We start from the raw sequence: 17,371 nt of genomic DNA, 5'->3' as shown, positions 1-17,371 counted from the left end.
CTGCCGAGTGCCAGAGCCGAGACTATGACCGGGATTAGCACTCGGTCAAGCGGAGTGCCAATCGGCCGCGGCGCGGCGCCGAAAAACACCGACCCGACCTAGAGGTAGTCCTCCAGCCGTCCCACCGTCAGACCGCCTTCCTGGACCCGGCGGAGCAGTCGGGTGGTGCGTTCGCGCAGGGTCAGGCCGGTGGCCTCGTCCGGGCCGACCAGCACGATGTCGCCGGGGCGCAGCCGCTTCTCGCCGTGGCGGTAGCCGATGCCGTCGCCCGTGACGGCCGCGCGCCACAGGACCACCGCCGACACCCCGCAGTCGGCCGCCGCGCGCAGGGTGGTGGCGTCGTACGTGCCGTACGGCGGCCGGAAGAGCCGGGGACGGATGCCGAAGCGGGACTTCAGCTTGTCCTGCTGACCGCAGATCTCGGCGCGCTGGCCGGCGTAGGGCAGGCCGGACATGGCCGGGTGGTCGAGGGTGTGGTTCTGGACGCTGGCGCCGACCTCCTGGAGGCGGGCGAAGTGGCCGTAGCCGGGGCCGACCACGCTGTCCGTGAGGAACATGCTCACCGGGAGCCGCAGTTCACGGACCATGTCCACGAACCGGGGGTCCTTCTCGGCGCCGTCGTCGTAGGTGAGGAAGACGACCTTGTCGGTGGTGGTGACGTGGTCGACGACCGGGGGCAGGGCGGTGTGCAGGGCGAGCGGGTGCAGCGGGGGGTGCGGGGCCGGGAGCAGGGGCGCGGCCAGGCCCCAGTGGCGGTAGGGCGGTTCGCCCGAGGGGCCGTGCGGGCGCACCCGGTCGGCCGCCTTCTTGCCGAGCCGTTCGATCGGGTCGACGGACTGGGCACAGCCCGCCAGGAGGAGGGCGGCGGTCAGCAGCGCGGCCGTCGCCCTCGGCCGGCTCACAGGTAGTCCTCCAGGCGCGCCACCGCATAGCCCTCGCGGGTGACCTTGTTCAGGAAGCGGCGCATGTCGTCGACCATCGTGCCGTCCCAGTCGTCGGTGCCCCGGAAGTGCGTGAGCACGATGTCGCCGGGGTGCAGGCCGCGGTCCCACTCGCGGTACTCCCAGTGGTCGACGAACACCTCCTCGTCCCAGATCGGCGCGTACTTGATGCCGCAGGACTTGGCGGCGCGCAGGGTGTCGCCGTTGTAGTTGCCGTAGGGCGGCCGGAAGACCGTCGGCGCCTTGCCGAACTGCTTCTTCATGATCGCCTGCATGCCGCAGATCTCGTCCCGCTGCTCCTCGTAGGACAGACCCGGCAGGTAGGGGTGGGTCAGGGTGTGGTTGTTGAGGGTGTGGCCCTCGGACTGCATCGTGCGGAAGTAGCCGTAGTCGTCCTTGACCAGGTAGTTGCTGAGGAACGCGGTGTAGGGGATCCGCAGGTCGTTCATCATGCGGAGGAACCGCGGGTCCTTGTTCGAGCCGTCGTCGATGGTGAGGAAGACGACCTTCCGCCGGGTCGGGATCGTGGTGAAGACGGGCGGGAGGTCGTCCTCCACCTGCCCGTCCACCTCGAAGCCGTCGCGGGCGGTGATCCTCGGCTTCACCTTCGGCGGGGCCGGGGCCCGCAGCGGGACCGCGTCCAGGCCCCAGCGCCTGGCGGCGGCGACCAGGGCGGCGTGGGAGTCGGGGGCGGCGGCGGGCCTGTGCGGCCGCGGCTGGCCGGCGGCGGGGCGGGCGGTGGAGCCGTTGTCGGGCCCCGCGCAGCCGGACAACAGGGCGGCCACGGCCAGCAGGCCCGCCGCACCCACCTTCAACCCTTTTTTGTCATTTTGTACGACTACTCGCATGGTGTCGGATCCTCCCAGGACCTCCCCCGGAACCGGGTCCGACACCGCCGCCGGAGGCGGACCATCCACCGACTGGCCGACAATGACCCGGTGAACGACGCCCTCGCCCCCCTCCTGACCCCCGAGGGCCGCGCCCTCCTCGCCGAGGTGCGCGGCACCGCGCCCGCCGACGAACTCGCCGTCGCCACCCGGCTGCGCCGAGAGCATCCGGCCCAGCTGGTGTCGGCGGCGCTCTCCCAGGCCCGGCTGCGGCAGCGCGCGGCGGTGAAGTTCGGGGAGGCGGACGCGGACCGCATGTTCTTCACGCCGAACGGGGTCGAGCAGTCGACGCGGGCGAGTGTCGCCGCGTACCGGGCCGAGCGGCTCAAGGCACTCGGGGTGACCTCGGTCGCCGATCTGTGCTGCGGGATCGGCGGCGACGCGATCGCGCTCGCGCGGGCCGGGATCCGGGTGCTCTGCGTGGACCGGGACCCGGTGACGGCGGCCGCGGCCCGGGCGAACGCCGACGCGCTGGGCCTCGCGGACCTGATCGAGGTCCGGGAGGCGGACGTCACCGAGGTGGACACGGCCGGCCACGACGCCGTGTTCGTCGACCCGGCCCGGCGCGGCGGGCGCGGCCGCATCTTCGACCCGGAGGCCTACTCGCCGCCGCTGTCCTGGGCGGTCGAGGCGGCCCGCCGGGCCCCGGTGACCGCCGCGCTGAAGATCGCCCCCGGTGTCCCGCACGAGGCGGTGCCGGCGGACGCCGAGGCGGAGTGGATCTCGGACGCGGGCGACGTGAAGGAGGCGGTGTTCTGGTTCGGGACGGCGCCCGGGGCGGTCCGCGCCACGCTGCTGCCCGGCCCGCGCACGCTGCTCGGCCGGGGCCTGCCCGATCCCGCGGCCCGGCCGGTCGGCCGCTACCTGTACGAGCCCGACGGCGCCGTCATCCGCGCCCACCTGGTCGCCGAGGTGGCCGAGGAGCTCGACGGCGGGCTGATCGACCCCACCATCGCCTACATCACCGCGGACGAGCGGCACACCACCCCGTACGCGAGCGTGTACGAGATCACCGACCTACTCCCCTTCAACGTCAAGAAGCTGAAGGCGCTGCTGCGTGAGCGCGGGGTCGGCACACTGACCGTGAAGAAGCGCGGCTCGGCCGTGGAGCCGGAGGAACTGCGCAGGAAGGTCAGGCCGCAGGGACCGAACGCGGCGACCGTCTTCCTGACCCGGGTGGCGGGGGCGCCGACCATGCTGGTCGGAGCCCCCGCACCGGCTACTGGTGCTGAGCGGTCCTGACCGAGGCCAGGTTCGGCTCGGCGGCGGGCCGCACGGACCTGGTGCCGGCCGAGACGGGCTCACCGGCGTCCGTGCGCAGCGCGAGGGTGCGCGCGGCCGGGGCGACGCCGTTGTAGTACGGCCGGTACACGAAGTCGTTCCCGCTCGCGCTGATCGACGAGCCGGCCGTGTTGAGCGCGCCCAGCGTGACCGAGCCGGTGTCGCCGAAGGCGATCACGGCCTGGGTGCCGGCGGACTCGCGCAGCAGGTAGCTCTTGACCTCGTCGGACAGCGCGGGCCGGGAGGTCCACAGCACAGGGCCGTAGATGTTCATCGCCGAGCCGGCGGAGACCCCGTCGCGCCAGGAGCCGGCGTAGGCGACGGCCGTCTGGCTCGGCGTGGTCCACCAGAACTTGGCGACGGCCACCGACAGCGCCTCGCTGTTGGCACCCGTGATCGGGTAGTAGTAGTACGACGACGGCCACTTGGAGAACGACGTGTGGGTCAGCGCGTACTTGGCGTCCGCCCCGACCGTGATCACCATCGTCTTGGCCGGGTTCAGGCTGTTGAGGTAGGTCTTCACCGCCGACGTGAGCGACTTGCCGCTGGTCAGGACCACGCTGCCGGTGCTGTCCGTGCCCTCCGCGCCGGCCGCGGCGGCCGCCGGGAGCGCCGCCTGGTAGTCGGTGCCGCTGGCCAGGAAGACGTACGACGGGCTGGTGGTGACCGTCTTGGCGGCCTTGACCGAGGTGTCGTAGCGGTCCGTGCCGGAGACCCGCTTCGGGACGTAGCCGAGGGACTTCAGCTGGGTGGAGACGTTGGTGGTGAGGACCGAGGTCCCGCCGACCATCCAGACGTTCGAGCCCTTCTTCAGGGACCGCTTCAGCTCGTTCTGCACCGCCGTCGACAGCCCGGTCTTCGCGGTCGTCAGCACCGGGCCCTGGCGCTTGCCGGCGAGTGCGGTGGCGGTGGGCGCGTCGGCCGAGTCGTCCTGGTTGAGCAGCACCGCGGACTTGGCGTCCAGCAGTCCCGGCTCGCTGTGGCCGACGGTGTTCCAGCTCCAGCGCGAGGCGGCGACGACCGTGCCGTTCGCGTCGGCACCCCAGACGCGGGCGGTACTGTTCTTGCGCACCGGCTGCCAGCTGGGGTTGTCCTGGAAGTTCCGGCCGTCGGTGTCCGCGACCTTGGTCAGCTCGCCGGTGGCCACGTCCGCGTACTCGACGGTGTGCACGTCGCCGCTGTCGGGCGAGGTGTGCGCGTCGAAGACGATCCGGGTGCCGGTCGGCGACCAGGACGGGTTGGCGTACCAGCGCGGACCCGTGGTGAGCTGCTTGACGCCGGTGCCGTCGGCGTTCGCCGTGAACACCTGGTAGTTGCCGTCGGTGTCCTTGCGGACGAACGCCAGCTTCGTGCCGTCGGGCGACCAGTCGGGCTGCTCGGCGTCGGTCAGGACGCGCTTGACCGTCTTCGCGTCCGAGTCGTAGACGTACACCCCGGCGTTGTCGTAGCAGCCGTAGTTGACGTTCCGCTGGAAGGCCACCAGACCCGACGCCGGGTTCACCGTCGGGTGGGTGTCGCAGACGGTGGACGGCTCCAGGGTGTCGCTGAGCAGCGGCTCGGGGGCCCATGACCCGTCCGAGGGGCCGTAGGCGAGCTGGCCCCCGGTGGAGAAGACGACGTAACGGCCGCTCCAGCCGTAGGCGAGGTCCTCGTAGACCGCGCTGGAGCGCACGCCCGTCGCCCAGGGCAGGGTGATCCTGGTGGAGCCGCTGGGACGGTAGCTGGAGATCTGGCCCGCGCTGGTGACCAGTCGGCTGCCGTCCGGCGCCCAGGCGGCCCAGTCGCCGCCGACGCCCGGAATCTGTGTGGTGACGCCCGTCGCCGGGTCGATCAGCATGCCCTCGTCGACGAGGATCCTGCCCTCGGTGCCGGGCCAGCTGCCGGCGTCGTCGGCGACGGCGCCCGGCGCGAGCGCCAGGGTGCCCGTCGCGGCCAGTACGGCCGCGGTCGCGAGCGCCGCCGTGCGGCGGCGCGTGAACATTCTCAAGTTGTCGACCCCCCATGGTCTGTACCGCCCCTGTTGCAGGGGCCGGGTCACTGTAGTGACCAACTAGTTGCCATGGGAACAGAGTTGCGGATGAACACCTGTGTGCTTCCAGGTTACGAACCGCACGCGCGCGCCCTGGCCAGCAGCAGTTCCCGCTCCCGCTCGTTGCGGGCCAGCCCCGCCGCCCGTTCGAACTCCGCGCGGGCCTGCGCCGTACGCCCGAGGCGGACCAGCAGGTCACCGCGCACGCTGGGCAGCAGGTGGTAGCCGCGCAGGGCCGGTTCGGACGTCAGCCGGTCCACGATCGCCAGGGCCGCCGCCGGGCCCTCCGCCATCGACACGGCCACCGCCCGGTTCAGCTCGACGACCGGGGACGGGGACCTGGCCGACAGCAGGCCGTACAGAATGGCGATGGACCGCCAGTCGGTCTCCGCGTAGGTGTACGCGTGCGCGTGACAGGCCGCGATGGCCGCCTGGAGGGCGTACGGTCCCGGGGGGCCGGCCGCGGTGGCGTCCGCGCGGGCCAGCGCCCTGATCCCGCGCGCGATGAGCATGCGGTTCCAGCGGCCGCGGTTCTGGTCCCGGAGCAGCACCGGTTCGCCGTCGGCGCCGGTGCGGGCGGCCGTCCGGGAGGACTGGAACTCCAGGAGCGCGGTGAGGGCGTGCACCTCCGGTTCCTTCGGCATCAGCGCGGACAGCACCCGGGCCAGCCGCAGCGCGTCCTCGCACAGCGAGGGGCGCAGCCAGTCGTCGCCGGCCGTGGCCGCGTACCCCTCGTTGTGGATCAGGTAGATGACGTCGAGCACCGAGCCGAGCCGGGCCTCGCGGTCGGGTCCGTACGGCACCTCGAAGGCGATGTTCCGGGTGGCGAGGGTGCGCTTGGCGCGGACGATGCGCTGGGCGATCGTCGGTTCGGGGACCAGGAAGGCCCGGGCGATCTCGGCGGTGCTCAGACCGCCGAGGAGGCGCAGCGTGAGCGCGGTGCGGGCCTCGGGCGACAGCACCGGATGGCAGGTGGTGAAGACCAGGCGGAGCAGGTCGTCGTCGATGTCGTCCGGGTCCGCGGGCTCCTCCGCAGGGGCGGCCGTCTCCATGCCCCGGCCGATCTCGGCGAGCTTGCGGGCGTAGTTCTCCCGGCGCCGGACCAGGTCGACGGCGCGATGACGGGCGGTGGCCATGAGCCAGGCGCCCGGGTTGTCCGGCACACCGTCCCGGGGCCACTGCTCCAGGGCGGCGACGAGGGCGTCCTGGGCCAGTTCCTCCGCGATGCCGACGTCCCGGACGATCCGGGCGACGCCCGCGACCACCCGGGGCGACTCCAGCCGGAAGACGGTCTCGATGGTGCGGCGGGACTCGGCCTCGGCGGGGGGCTGTGTGCTCACAGCCCCCCATGCAACACCCACCGCGGGAGGTGCGCCAGGAGGATCAGCCCTCGGCGATCTCCCGGACCTCGCAGGTCACCGTCCAGAACTCCTCGTGCACCTTCAGGAACCGCTTGGTCCACTCCAGGGCCTCGGCCATGTCCTTGCACTGCATGATCGCGTAGCCGCCGACGACCTCCTTGGACTCGGTGAAGGGGCCGTCGGTGACGGAGATCTTCCCGCCCTGCCAGTGCACCCGGGTGCCCTGGGCGGTCGGCGTGAGCCCGGCGGTGTCCAGCATGACGCCGGCCTTGGTGATCTCCTCGATCAGCTCGCCCATCCGCTGCATCAGCTCCTCGCTGGGGCCTTCGGCGGGGGCGGTGTTCTCGTCGATCTTCACGAGCGACAGGTAACGGGGCACGGTGACTCCTGGGGTCGTGGTGCGGTGCGAGGTCTTCTCCCCGCACGGCGCGGGGTCTCTCCCCGCATCTCACCCCTGCGTCGAACGGGCCGCACCCGGATCGACACGCGCGCCGGGACTTCTCGGATTTTTTTCCGCACCGGTCGTGGGCGGACACGACCGGGTGCCGTGTCCGGTCGCGGCACTAGCGCAGCGACTTCCACAGGTCGCTCGCCTCGGGTTCGTCCGCGATCACCCGGTTGGGGTCGGACGGGGCCGTCACCACCGGCATCATCACCGTCTTGACGTGTCCCGAGGTCAGGCCCTTGAGGCTCTGTCCGAAGCGCATCAGCTCGCTGAGCGAGTCCAGGCCGGTGTCGGTGGTGAGGCCTGCGGTGACCGCGTCGGCGACCTCGTAGAGCCTGGCCGGATCGGTCAGCAGGCTGGTGGAGGCCATCTGGTCCAGCAGGGCCTTGACCAGCTTCTGCTGGAGGCCTATCCGGCCGAGGTCGCTGCCGTCGCCTATGCCGTGCCGGGTGCGGGCCAGCGCCAGGGCCGTGGTGCCGTCGAGGTGGTGGGTGCCCTTCGCGAGGTGCAGGTGGCTGTCGCCGTCGTCGATGTCCTGGTCGGTGGTGACGGTGACCCCGCCGAGCGCGTCCACCAGTTTCGCGAAGCCCGAGAAGTCGATCTCCAGGTAGTGGTCCATGCGGACGCCGGTGACCGACTCGGCCGTCTTGACCGCGCACACCGCCCCGCCCACCGAGTAGGCGCTGTTGAACATCGCGCCGTAGGAGACGGATGTGGAGCCGCCGGAGGGCAGCGGGCAGGAGGGGCGCGTGACCAGGGTGTCGCGCGGGATGCTCACGATCGTGGCCCCGGTGCGGCCCGCGTCGATGTGGACGACCATCGCCGTGTCGGAGCGGGCGCCGCCGCTGTGGCCGCCGCCGAGTCTCTGGTTCGCCTTGCCGCTGCGCGAGTCCGAGCCCAGCACCAGGATGTTGACGGACCCGGTGGGCAGCGGCGGTGCGGTGGCGGACGCGGTGGCCGTCGGCGTGGTCACCGCCCTGGCCGGGCGGTCGTCGCCGAGCGCGCTGTTGATGTCGACGCTGTTGATGTTGTCGTCGAGGTGCCAGTAGACCCACCCCGCGCCCGCGATGCCCAGCGTGATGACCCCCGCCAGGGTGAGGCCGACGATCTTCAGCCCTCTGGACCGCCGGCCCGCCCGTCCGCCCCCGCCGCCCTGCTCCTCGTGTCCCGTCACGGGACAGGAACGTAAGTCCGAATTATTAGGGGACTGTTAGCGAGAGTGCCGCAAGGGCGTTTTCTTCGGAAAATCTCACCCTTCTCAGGCGCGGTTCAGTCCGGGACCGGGTGGAGCGGCACCACGGCACCACCCGTCGGCACGTCACTTCCCGGCCGACCGGTCCCGGCCGGTCGCGGGCGCCGCCGTGCTCGACCGCACCACGAGGCTGGTCGCCAGCTCCACCCGGGTCGCCGTCGTCGCCTCCGCCGCCCGTCCCATCTCCAGCACCAGCCGTGCCGCCGCCTCGGCCATCTCGGTGAGCGGCTGCCGTACGGTCGTCAGCGGCGGCCCGACCCAGCGGGCCACCGGCAGGTCGTCGAACCCGACGACGCTGACGTCCTCCGGGATCCGCAGCCCCAGCTCACGTGCGGCCTCGTACAGTCCCAGCGCCTGGAGGTCGTTGCCGGTGAAGACGGCGGTGGGCCGGTCGGGCATCCGCAGCAGCTCCAGGCCGAGCCGGTAGCCGGCGTCGTGGTGGAAGTCCCCGGCCTTGACCAGCCGCTGGTCGACGGGGAGTCCGGCGGTCTCCAGCGCGGCCCGGTAGCCGTCCACCCGGGCCCGGCTGCACATCATCCGGGCGGGCCCGCTGATCGCGCCGATACGCCGGTGGCCCATCTCGACCAGGTGCCGGGTGGCGGCCAGACCGCCCTGCCAGTTGGTCGCGCCGACAGAGGGGACGTCGGGCCCCGGGTCGCCGGCCGGGTCCATCACCACGAAGGGGATCGACCGGCTGGTCAGCAGTGCCCGCTGCGACTCGTCCAGCTCCGAGAGCACCAGCACCACGCCGTGCGGCCGGCGCGCCGCCACCTGGTCGGCCCAGGTCCGCCCGGGGCTGAGCCGTCCGGCGCTCTCACTGAGCACCACGCTCAGCCCGGCGTCCCTGGCCACGTTCTCCACGCCCCGGATGACCTCCATCGCCCAGGCGCTCTCCAGCTCGTGGAAGACCAGGTCGATCAGGGGCGACCGGGAGGCCTCGGCGCGCCGTCGCCGGTAGCCGTAGGAGCGCAGCAGTTCCTCCACCCGGGTGCGGGTCGCCGGAGCGACGTCCGCGCGCCCGTTCAGGACCTTCGAAACAGTCGGAGCGGACACGCCGGCCTCGCGGGCGATTTCGGCGAGCGTCGCCGTCTGCGTGTCTGCTGGCTTCGGAGGCGTCATGTCCGCGATCGTATCCCCGCGCTCCCTCCTGACGAAGACCTGCGCACACCAGGGATTCCCTGAACATTCGACATCGCGAACGAAACATTCGGGACGGTCGGCCGACACCGCCCGTGGCTCGGCGCCGAACCGCGCGTCCCCGCGCCCTACGGGGTGTCCACCCCGGCCGACTCGAAGCGCCAGCGGTGCACCGGACGGGTCACCAGATCCGCCGGCGGGTCGGGGAGTTCGGGTCGGCCCGGATCGTCGTACGACCCCTCCCACCACGTGATGACCAGCACCCGGTCCTGCGGTGCCCGGAAGGACTCCCGGCGCAGCGGGGTCCGCGCCAGGTCCTGGCGGCGCGCCCAGGCCAGCAGCTCCGGCCCCCGGTCCGGCACCGCCCGCGCCTCCCACATCAACGCGACCGTCACGTGTAGAGGTTCTCCTTGCTGACCTCGTGCACGTGGTCGTGGTGGTGGCCCGGCACGTGCGGGTCCGTCACGGGCAGCGAGCTGTCCGCCGACAGGTCCCAGCTCGACGCGGCCCGGCCCCGCGCGACCATCTCGGCGCCGAGGGCCGCCACCATCGCGCCGTTGTCCGTGCACAGCTTCGGGCGCGGCACGCGCAGCCGGATGCCGGCCGCCTCGCAGCGCTCCTGCGCGAGGGCGCGCAGCCGGGAGTTGGCCGCCACCCCGCCGCCGATCATCAGGTGGTCGACGCCCTCGTCCCGGCAGGCCCGGACGGCCTTGCGGGTCAGGACGTCCACGACCGCCTCCTGGAAGGACGCGGACACGTCACGGACCGGGACGTCCTCGCCGGCCGCCCGCCTGGCCTCGATCCAGCGGGCCACCGCCGTCTTGAGACCGGAGAAGGAGAAGTCGTACGCCGGGTCGCGCGGACCGGTGAGGCCGCGCGGGAAGGCGATGGCCGCCGGGTCCCCCTCCTTCGCGTACCGGTCGATGACCGGCCCGCCGGGGAAGCCCAGGTTCAGCACGCGGGCGATCTTGTCGAACGCCTCGCCGGCCGCGTCGTCGATGGTCGCGCCGAGCGGCCGCACGTCGGAGGTGATGTCCGAGGAGAGCAGGAGGGAGGAGTGCCCGCCGGAGACCAGCAGGGCCATCGTCGGCTCCGGCAGCGGACCGTGCTCCAGCTGGTCCACGCAGATGTGGGAGGCGAGGTGGTTCACGCCGTACAGCGGCTTGCCCAGCGCGTAGGCGTACGCCTTCGCCGCCGAGACGCCGACCAGCAGCGCGCCGGCCAGGCCGGGTCCGGCCGTGACCGCGATGCCGTCCAGGTCCCTCGGGCTCACGCCCGCGTCCTTCAGCGCGCGCTCGATGGTCGGGACCATCGCCTCCAGGTGCGCCCGGGACGCCACCTCGGGCACCACACCGCCGAAGCGGGCGTGCTCGTCGACGGACGAGGCGACGGCGTCGGCGAGCAGGGTGGTCCCCCGGACGATGCCGACGCCGGTCTCGTCGCAGGAGGTCTCGATCCCCAGTACCAGGGGTTCGTCAGCCATTGATCTCGGTTCCTTGTCCGGAAGTGGTTCCGTCGGCGGGGCCGTTGCCCGGTTTCGTCGTCAGGCGCATCACCAGGGCGTCCACGTTGCCCGGCTGGTAGTAGCCGCGTCTGAATCCGATGGCCTCGAAGCCGTACCGCTCGTAGAGCTTCTGCGCGCGGGTGTTGTCGACCCGGCACTCCAGCATGACCTCGGCGCACTCGAAGGCGGTCGCGGCCCGCAGCAGCTCGGTCAGGAGCTGCCCGCCCAGACCCGTGCCCCAGTGCTCGCGGGCGACGGCGATGGTCTGGACGTCGCCCAGTTCGCCCTGGGCGGCCAGCCCGGCGTACCCGACGATCTGGCCGTCCGTCAGGGCGACCACGTACCGCCGGGTCGCCTCCGGGCCTCTCGCGTGGGCCAGTTCGGACCAGAACATCCCCCGCGACCAGGCGTCCTCGGGGAACAGGCCCTTCTCCAGCTCCAGGACCCGGTCGATGTCCCACCAGCGCATCTCGCGCATCTGTGCGGTCACTTCGGGGTGACCACCTTGTAGTTCTTGGGCACCTGCGCGTCCGGCCGGCGCAGGTACAGCGGCCGGGGCGCGGGCAGTTCCTCGCCCGCCGCCAGCCGCTCGACGGCGAGCGAGGCGAGCGCGGCCGCGGAGACGTGCTCGGGCTCGTGGACGACCGGGAAGGTGTCGGGGTAGAGCATCGCCCCGGCTCCGACGGCGGGCAGACCGGCGACCCGCTCGGCGATGTCGGCGGGCCGGTCGACGGCCGGATCCGTGAGGCGGGTGCGCGAGTCCGCGTACGTCGCCCAGTAGACCTCTTTGCGGCGGGCGTCGGTGGCCACGACGAACGGGCCCTTCTCGACGTCGGCCGCGTAGGCGAGCGCGTCGAGCGTGCACAGGCCGTGCACGGGCACGCCCAGCGCGAGCCCGAAGGTGTCCGCGGTCATCAGACCGACCCGCAGGCCGGTGTACGGACCGGGACCGATGCCGGTGACGATCGCGGTGACGGCGTCCAGCTTGACCCCGGCCTCGGCGAGGACGCGGTCGACGGCCGGCAGCAGCAGCTCGCCGTGCCGGCGCGCGTCCACCTGGCTCGACGAGGCGATGACGGCCGCACCGTCGTGCAGCGCGACGGTGACGGCGGGGGTGGCGGTATCCAGAGCGAGCAAGAGCACGCGAACAGCCTACGGGTCCGACGCCGCGAGCACGGCCGTCAGGGCCAGACGGTCACTGGCTGCTACGGTCTGTACGAAGTACGACATATACGGCAACCCGGAGGCGGCGCGCGTGGCAGGGACCAGCTCGGGAATCGTGGCCGGCCTCACCGCGGCGGCCGTCGGGGCGGTCGGTCTCCTCGCCTACCAGGCCTCGGCCACCGTGCCGCCGGATCTCGGCGGCAGGCCCGCGTCGAGCCCCGCCCCGGGCGCGGCGGCGGCCAAGGCGCCCCGGGACCAGCACCACCCCACCGCCCTGCCGAACAGTTCCGGGACGGGTGAACGGGTGGTGTACTCGGTGGACGACGACCGGGTCTGGCTCGTCGACGAGCGCGAGCGCGTCGAGCGCACGTTCCCGGTGCGGCCCGGCAACATCGATCCGCCCGTGGGCGCCTACTGGGTGACGTCCCGGTCCAAGGCGGTCACGGGCACCGACGGACTCCCCATCGAACACGTGGTCCGCTTCGCCACCACGAAGGACGGTTCGGCGATCGGCTTCAGCGCGGCCACCGGCACCGGCACCGGGGAACCTCCGGACCCGCTGGTCAGGACGGGCGGCATCCGCGAGACGCGGGCCGACGGAAACGCGATGTGGATGTTCGCGACGATCGGCGTCAAGGTCATGGTCATCCGCTAGCCGACGTGCCCCGCGGGGGCGCGGGGCCGCGCCGGTGTGCGGGGCCGCGCCGGTCTGCGGGACCGCGCCGGTGTGCGGGACCGCGTGGGCGCGGCCGGCCGCGCGGCGCCGCGGCGCTCCGCCGACCGGCTCCGGCCCCGGTTACGCGGCCCGGCGCCTCTCGGCCGGCCTCGGGGGCAGGTCCGGCACCCTCGGCGGCCGCGACACCGCGTCGGCGGCCGCGCAGGACGCCAACAGCTCTCGCATGGACACTCCGGCGGCCGCGGACGGCCGCCGCGGCGGGGACTGGGACGCGGGCATGGACGCCTCCTGAGCTGCGGGGGCGGGCGAAGTTAGGCACGCCTAACTTCGGGCTGGGTACCATGTGACCACGCCCGAGTCGGGAAACGCAACATCTTGCCGACACCTCGTCGGAACGCTCCCGCGGCCCTCACCCGGCCCTCAGACCGACAGCGCGCCCAGATCCGCCCCGGCCCACCGCGCCCCGAGCCCCGTCAGGGTCACGTGCCGCACCTCGTCGGTGGTGTCCCCGACCGCCCGGTGGATCCGCACCGCGAGCCGGTCCTCGGTCAGCTCCTCGACCTTGCCCTCGCCCCACTCCACGACGACCACCGACTCGGGCAGCGAGACGTCGAGGTCCAGGTCCTCCATCTCGTCGAGCCCGCCGCCCAGGCGGTACGCGTCGACGTGGACGAGCGGCGGGCCGTCCCCGAGGGAGGGATGGACCCGGGCGATCACGAAGGTCGGGGAGGTGACGGCCCCGCGCACGCCGAGCCCCTCGCCCAGCCCGCGGGTCAGCGTCGTCTTGCCCGCGCCGAGTTCCCCGCTGAGCATCACGAGGTCGCCGGCGCGCAGCAACGTGGCCAGACGGCGGCCCAGCTCCCCCATCTGCCGGGGGGAGGTGACGGTCAACTCGGTCTCAGCCTGGCTGTGCCGTGCTGCTGGTGCTTCCATAGCCACTTACCGTAGCCCCTGCCGGCACGGCACCCGCGCGGGTGAGCAGGTCGGCGAGGCGGTCGGTGACCACTTCCGGGTGTTCCAGCATGACCAGGTGCCCGGCGTCCGGGACCAGCACCAGTTCCGCGTCGGGCAGCAGGTCGGCGATGACCTCGCTGTGCTCGCTGGGGGTGACCAGGTCCTGCACCCCGGCCAGGACCAGCACCGGCAGGTTCTGGAAGTAGGCGAGGGCCGCGGTCTTGTCGTGGTCGGTGAACGCCGGATAGAACTCGGCGACCACGTCGATCGGGGTGGACTCGATCATCCGCTCGGCGAACCGCTCGATGGCCGGGTCGACGTCCCGGGAGGCGAACGAGTACCGCTTGATGATCCCGGCGAACAGCTCGGCGGTGGCCCGCCGCCCCTTCTCCACCAGGGCCGCCTGGGTGCCCAGCGCCTTCAGCACTCCGGGCAGCACCCGGCGCACCGCGTTGACGCCGGCCAGCGGCAGCCCGAAGTTGACCTCGCCGAGCCGCCCGGACGACGTGCCGACGAACGCGGTGGCGACGACCCGCTCGCGGATCAGTTCGGGGTACTGGGCGGCGAGCGCCATCATCGTCATGCCGCCCATCGAGTGCCCGACCAGCACGATCGGCCCCTCGGGGACGGCCGTGTCGAGGACCGCCTTCAGGTCCCGGCCCAGTTGGTCGATGGTGAGCGGGGTGTGGCTGTCGTGCTGGGCGACGCCCCGACCGGAGCGGCCGTGGCTGCGCTGGTCCCAGTGCACGGTCCGGACGACCCCGCGCAGGGCCGCCCGCTGGAAGTGCCAGGAGTCCTGGCTGAGGCAGTAGCCGTGGCTGAAGACGACGGTCACCGGGGCGGGGGCCTTGCGGCCGAAGAGCCGGCGGCGGCGCGGGGAGACGGCCGGGCCGAGGTCGGGCTCCACCTCGTCCACCTCGTAGTACAGCTCGGTGCCGTCGTCGGAGGTCGCCTTGCCCGGCGTGCCGCGCAGGGTGCCGTACGGTCCCGCCGAGTCCAGGGCCAGCCGGGCCTTGCGGCGCATGCCGCGGCCGACGGTCATCCGCTCCACGGCGACACCCGCCGCCGCACCGGCGGCGAGCACCCCTATGGCGGCCCCGGCGATACCGGTGACCTTGAGCCAGGTCCCGTCCGCCCCCGTGGCGGAAGCGACGGCCGCCGCGGCGTCCGCTACGGCCTCCGCACTGCTCTCGCTCACGTACTGCTCCTCTTCGCCGTACTGCAGTTCGCTCGTTGGGTGATACGGGTGACACCGACGAGATGACTGTTGCGTCTGTTGCTGCTGGTACAGGTGTAACCGGGTTCCGGTGCTGCCGAACCCCTGAGGTCAGTTCCCGTCCCCTGGTTCTTGCCCACTCGGTTCCCCGTTCACATAGACGCGGGGAACCCGGCTTCCGATGCGGGTGACGATTTCGTAGGCGATCGTGCCCGCGGCCTGGGCCCAGTCCTCGGCGGTGGGCTCGCCGCGGTCGCCCGGGCCGAACAGCACGGCCTCGGAGCCGACTTCGGGCTCGTCGCCGCCGAGATCGACGACGAACTGGTCCATGGCCACGCGCCCGGCGACCGTGCGCCACTTGTCGCCGATCAGCACCGGTCCGGTGCCGGAGGCGTGGCGCGGGATGCCGTCCGCGTAGCCGACCGGAACGAGCCCGAGGGTGGTCTCGCCGGGGGTGACGTACCGGTGTCCGTAGCTCACGCCGTGGCCGCCCGGCACGTGCTTGACCAGGGCGAGGGAGGCGGAGAGCGTCATCACCGGACGCAGGCCGAAGTCCGCCGGGCTGCCCAGCTCGGGGCTGGGCGAGATGCCGTAGAGGGCGATACCGGTGCGGACCAGGTCGAAGTGGGACTCGGGCAGGGTGAGGGTGGCCGGCGAGTTGGCGATGTGCCGCACCTCGGGGCGCACGCCCTGCTCCTCGGCGTGGGCGAGCATCTCGCGGAAGAGCGCGAGCTGCGCGGCGACGGAGGGGTGGCCGGGTTCGTCGGCGCAGGCGAAGTGCGACCAGAGCCCGGTGATCCGGACCAGCCCCGCCGTCTGCGCGTCCAGGGCCTCGGCGACCAGCGCGGGCCAGTCCTCGGGCCCGCAGCCGTTGCGCCCGAGGCCGGTGTCGGCCTTGAGCTGCACGCGCGCGGGACGGCCGGCCGCGCGGGCGGCCTCGACGACCTCCCGCAGCGCCCACAGCCCGCTCACCGACACGTCGAGGTCGGCCTCGACGGCCTCCCGCCACGGCCCGCCAGGGGTCCACAGCCAGCACATGATCCGCACGTCGGCGGGCAGCTCCGGGTCCGCCCGCAGCGCCAGGGCCTCCTCGGGGGTGGCGGTGCCGAGCCAGCCCGCACCCGCCCGGACGGCCTCGCGGGCACACCGGACGGCCCCGTGGCCGTACGCGTCGGACTTCACCACGGCCATCAGGGCGGCGCCCGGCGCGAGGGCGCGCAGGGTCCGCACGTTGGCCCGCAGGGCGGCCAGATCGATCTCGGCGCGGGCGCGCAGGGGCGCGGTCGGTGCAGTCGGTGCAGTCGGTGTATCACTCATCGCGCCCCCAGTGTCTCAGAGGCCCCGGACGGCCCTCCGGCACAGGCCCTGGTACGGACTGCGCCACGGCCCCGGTCGTCCCTCGGATATCCGCCGGGCACCGGTCAGGTGCCCGTCCGGTGCCCCCACACGTACACCTTGTCGCCCTTCTTGAGCACGTCCCACAGCTTCTTCGCGTCGCCGAGCCTGAGGTTCACGCAGCCCCAGGAGCCGAGGGTGGTGTAGATGGAGCCGTAGACGGCGTGGAAGGCCTCGCCGCCGTCGAAGAACTGCGCATAGGGCATGGGCGAGTTGTAGAGGGTCGACCAGTGGTTCTTGTGCCGCCAGTAGACGCTGTGCCAGCCGGCGCGGGTCGCGTGGCCCTTGCGTCCGCTGCGCATCTGCACCGGCCCGAAGACCACCTTGCCGGCCTTCTGCACCCAGGTGACCTGGCGGTTGAGGTCGACACAGGCCACCCGGTAGGACTTCACGGGGCAGTTCCTGTCGGCGTTCGGGTTCTTCTTCGCCGAGAGGAGCATCATCTGGTACCAGGTCACCGGTCCCGCGAACCCGATCGCCGGCTTGATCCTGTACGACTTCTGGAACCTCTGGACGGCCTTGCAGTCGGAGGCGGACTGCCTGCCGTCCACCTTCAGCTTCAGCCACCGCTCGATCTGCCGCTGGTACGGCCCGGTCAGCTTGGAGCAGCTCACCTTGGCGACGGCGTCCTCCAGCGGCACGTACTCGACCAGGTCGTAGGTCCCGGGCGCGGCCGCCTTGGGTTCGACGGCGTCCTCCCTGGCGCTCGGCGTGTACACCTTCGGCGCCAGCATCTGGTCGGGTGTGTCGACCTGCCAGGGCTGCCCGGGCCCGGGCGGAACCCCCGGCACCAGGTCCGACTCGGCGACGGCGGTGACGGGTCGGGGTGCCGCGTCCGCGGCTGCGCCCCCGGCGCCGGCCCCGAGGCAGACCACGACCACGGTGGCGGCCAGGGCCGCGGCGATCCCGCGCAGCGAGCGGCCCCGATATCGCGCGATTCGTCCACTCATCATGCGATCAGACAAACCCGGACGTCCGGGAATCCGGGGAAGCCGCGCGGCCCGGGTCACCCGAGCGAGGGAGCGGGCCGGACAGGAAGGAGCACACAAAACCAACGACGCCCGCCCAGCCCCCGTCAGCGGCCGGGTCCCTCGCGACCGACGTCTGCGGAACGGACCCCGTCAGCGGC

18 protein-coding genes are annotated in these 17,371 nt (G+C 72.7%); 3 read left to right on the top strand and 15 right to left on the bottom strand.

The window, feature by feature from the left end; translation table 11 throughout:
* Positions 1-98: 98 nt before the first annotated feature.
* A complete protein-coding gene (locus ACFY3I_RS28235; RefSeq protein ID WP_390863693.1) occupies positions 99-902 on the bottom strand; it encodes a polysaccharide deacetylase family protein in 804 nt (267 codons plus the stop codon).
* A complete protein-coding gene (locus ACFY3I_RS28230) occupies positions 899-1,789 on the bottom strand; it encodes a polysaccharide deacetylase family protein (protein ID WP_390863691.1) in 891 nt (296 codons plus the stop codon). The genes ACFY3I_RS28235 and ACFY3I_RS28230 overlap by 4 nt, the downstream gene beginning before the upstream one ends.
* Positions 1,790-1,879: 90 nt before the next feature.
* Between ACFY3I_RS28230 and ACFY3I_RS28225 the strand changes: the two genes are divergently transcribed.
* Positions 1,880-3,070 carry a methyltransferase domain-containing protein gene (locus tag ACFY3I_RS28225; protein WP_390863689.1) on the top strand — a complete coding sequence of 397 codons (1,191 nt, stop codon included), beginning with the start codon at positions 1,880-1,882 and terminating at the stop codon, positions 3,068-3,070.
* Here the strand turns inward: ACFY3I_RS28225 and ACFY3I_RS28220 are convergent.
* From ACFY3I_RS28220 to tsaB, 9 genes are all read right to left on the bottom strand, one after another.
* Positions 3,048-5,090, bottom strand: a complete 2,043-nt coding sequence (locus ACFY3I_RS28220; RefSeq protein WP_390863687.1) for a cell wall-binding repeat-containing protein — start codon at positions 5,088-5,090, stop codon at positions 3,048-3,050. The two genes, ACFY3I_RS28225 and ACFY3I_RS28220, sit on opposite strands and share 23 nt — an antisense overlap.
* A 119-nt stretch (positions 5,091-5,209) precedes the next feature.
* The gene (locus ACFY3I_RS28215; protein WP_390863685.1) at positions 5,210-6,478 is read right to left on the bottom strand and encodes an RNA polymerase sigma factor; all 1,269 of its coding nucleotides are present in this window, start codon (positions 6,476-6,478) and stop codon (positions 5,210-5,212) included.
* 43 nt (positions 6,479-6,521) lie between these two features.
* Positions 6,522-6,878 (bottom strand): YciI family protein, encoded by a 357-nt coding sequence (locus ACFY3I_RS28210; RefSeq protein ID WP_365283786.1) that lies wholly within the window; start codon positions 6,876-6,878, stop codon positions 6,522-6,524.
* 184 nt (positions 6,879-7,062) lie between these two features.
* A complete protein-coding gene (locus ACFY3I_RS28205) occupies positions 7,063-8,118 on the bottom strand; it encodes an LCP family protein (RefSeq protein WP_365283784.1) in 1,056 nt (351 codons plus the stop codon).
* Positions 8,119-8,262: 144 nt separating this feature from the next.
* Entirely contained in the window at positions 8,263-9,315 is a 1,053-nt protein-coding gene (locus ACFY3I_RS28200; protein WP_390863683.1) for a LacI family DNA-binding transcriptional regulator, read from the bottom strand.
* Positions 9,316-9,461: 146 nt separating this feature from the next.
* Complete coding sequence (locus ACFY3I_RS28195; RefSeq protein WP_390863682.1) at positions 9,462-9,728, bottom strand: hypothetical protein; 267 nt, start codon at positions 9,726-9,728, stop codon at positions 9,462-9,464.
* Positions 9,725-10,816, bottom strand: a complete 1,092-nt coding sequence (gene tsaD, locus ACFY3I_RS28190; protein WP_390863680.1) for a tRNA (adenosine(37)-N6)-threonylcarbamoyltransferase complex transferase subunit TsaD — start codon at positions 10,814-10,816, stop codon at positions 9,725-9,727. The genes ACFY3I_RS28195 and tsaD overlap by 4 nt, the downstream gene beginning before the upstream one ends.
* Positions 10,809-11,315: a ribosomal protein S18-alanine N-acetyltransferase gene (gene rimI / locus ACFY3I_RS28185; protein ID WP_390863844.1), complete on the bottom strand. Its 507-nt coding sequence runs from the start codon at positions 11,313-11,315 to the stop codon at positions 10,809-10,811. The genes tsaD and rimI overlap by 8 nt, the downstream gene beginning before the upstream one ends.
* An 8-nt stretch (positions 11,316-11,323) precedes the next feature.
* Complete coding sequence (gene tsaB, locus ACFY3I_RS28180) at positions 11,324-11,980, bottom strand: tRNA (adenosine(37)-N6)-threonylcarbamoyltransferase complex dimerization subunit type 1 TsaB (RefSeq protein ID WP_365283776.1); 657 nt, start codon at positions 11,978-11,980, stop codon at positions 11,324-11,326.
* 112 nt (positions 11,981-12,092) lie between these two features.
* Between tsaB and ACFY3I_RS28175 the strand changes: the two genes are divergently transcribed.
* Both ACFY3I_RS28175 and ACFY3I_RS28170 read left to right on the top strand, forming a co-directional pair.
* On the top strand, positions 12,093-12,656 hold the full coding sequence (locus tag ACFY3I_RS28175) for a hypothetical protein (RefSeq protein ID WP_390863678.1): 564 nt from the start codon (positions 12,093-12,095) through the stop codon (positions 12,654-12,656).
* Between the two features lie 70 nt (positions 12,657-12,726).
* Positions 12,727-12,969, top strand: a complete 243-nt coding sequence (locus tag ACFY3I_RS28170; RefSeq protein WP_390863676.1) for a hypothetical protein — start codon at positions 12,727-12,729, stop codon at positions 12,967-12,969.
* Between the two features lie 128 nt (positions 12,970-13,097).
* On the opposite strand, the gene tsaE is transcribed toward ACFY3I_RS28170, so the two are convergent.
* From tsaE to ACFY3I_RS28150, 4 genes are all read right to left on the bottom strand, one after another.
* A complete protein-coding gene (gene tsaE, locus ACFY3I_RS28165) occupies positions 13,098-13,610 on the bottom strand; it encodes a tRNA (adenosine(37)-N6)-threonylcarbamoyltransferase complex ATPase subunit type 1 TsaE (RefSeq protein ID WP_390863674.1) in 513 nt (170 codons plus the stop codon).
* Positions 13,576-14,829 carry an alpha/beta fold hydrolase gene (locus ACFY3I_RS28160; RefSeq protein ID WP_390863672.1) on the bottom strand — a complete coding sequence of 418 codons (1,254 nt, stop codon included), beginning with the start codon at positions 14,827-14,829 and terminating at the stop codon, positions 13,576-13,578. The genes tsaE and ACFY3I_RS28160 overlap by 35 nt, the downstream gene beginning before the upstream one ends.
* Before the next feature lie 129 nt (positions 14,830-14,958).
* Positions 14,959-16,164, bottom strand: coding sequence for an alanine racemase (alr, locus tag ACFY3I_RS28155; protein ID WP_390863670.1), 1,206 nt, complete (start codon positions 16,162-16,164; stop codon positions 14,959-14,961).
* 104 nt (positions 16,165-16,268) lie between these two features.
* Positions 16,269-17,192 (bottom strand): L,D-transpeptidase family protein, encoded by a 924-nt coding sequence (locus ACFY3I_RS28150; RefSeq protein ID WP_390863668.1) that lies wholly within the window; start codon positions 17,190-17,192, stop codon positions 16,269-16,271.
* Between the last annotated feature and the right edge of the window lie 179 nt (positions 17,193-17,371).

Origin of the sequence: Streptomyces sp. NPDC001068 (assembly GCF_042897315.1) — a bacterium.
Classification (GTDB): Bacteria; Actinomycetota; Actinomycetes; order Streptomycetales; family Streptomycetaceae; genus Streptomyces.
The sequence above is the reverse complement of the archived record's forward strand: the minus strand, read 5'-3'. Positions and strand labels throughout refer to the sequence as shown.

Excerpts from the sequence above, each read along its gene's own strand:
- ACFY3I_RS28230 (WP_390863691.1), bottom strand. The coding sequence starts at position 1,789 with ATGCGAGTAGTCGTACAAAATGACAAAAAAGGGTTGAAGGTGGGTGCG.
- ACFY3I_RS28220 (WP_390863687.1), bottom strand. The coding sequence starts at position 5,090 with ATGTTCACGCGCCGCCGCACGGCGGCGCTCGCGACCGCGGCCGTACTG.
- ACFY3I_RS28200 (WP_390863683.1), bottom strand. The coding sequence starts at position 9,315 with ATGACGCCTCCGAAGCCAGCAGACACGCAGACGGCGACGCTCGCCGAA.
- tsaD (WP_390863680.1), bottom strand. The coding sequence starts at position 10,816 with ATGGCTGACGAACCCCTGGTACTGGGGATCGAGACCTCCTGCGACGAG.
- rimI (WP_390863844.1), bottom strand. The coding sequence starts at position 11,315 with ATGCGCGAGATGCGCTGGTGGGACATCGACCGGGTCCTGGAGCTGGAG.
- tsaE (WP_390863674.1), bottom strand. The coding sequence starts at position 13,610 with ATGGAAGCACCAGCAGCACGGCACAGCCAGGCTGAGACCGAGTTGACC.
- alr (WP_390863670.1), bottom strand. The coding sequence starts at position 16,164 with ATGAGTGATACACCGACTGCACCGACTGCACCGACCGCGCCCCTGCGC.
- ACFY3I_RS28150 (WP_390863668.1), bottom strand. The coding sequence starts at position 17,192 with ATGAGTGGACGAATCGCGCGATATCGGGGCCGCTCGCTGCGCGGGATC.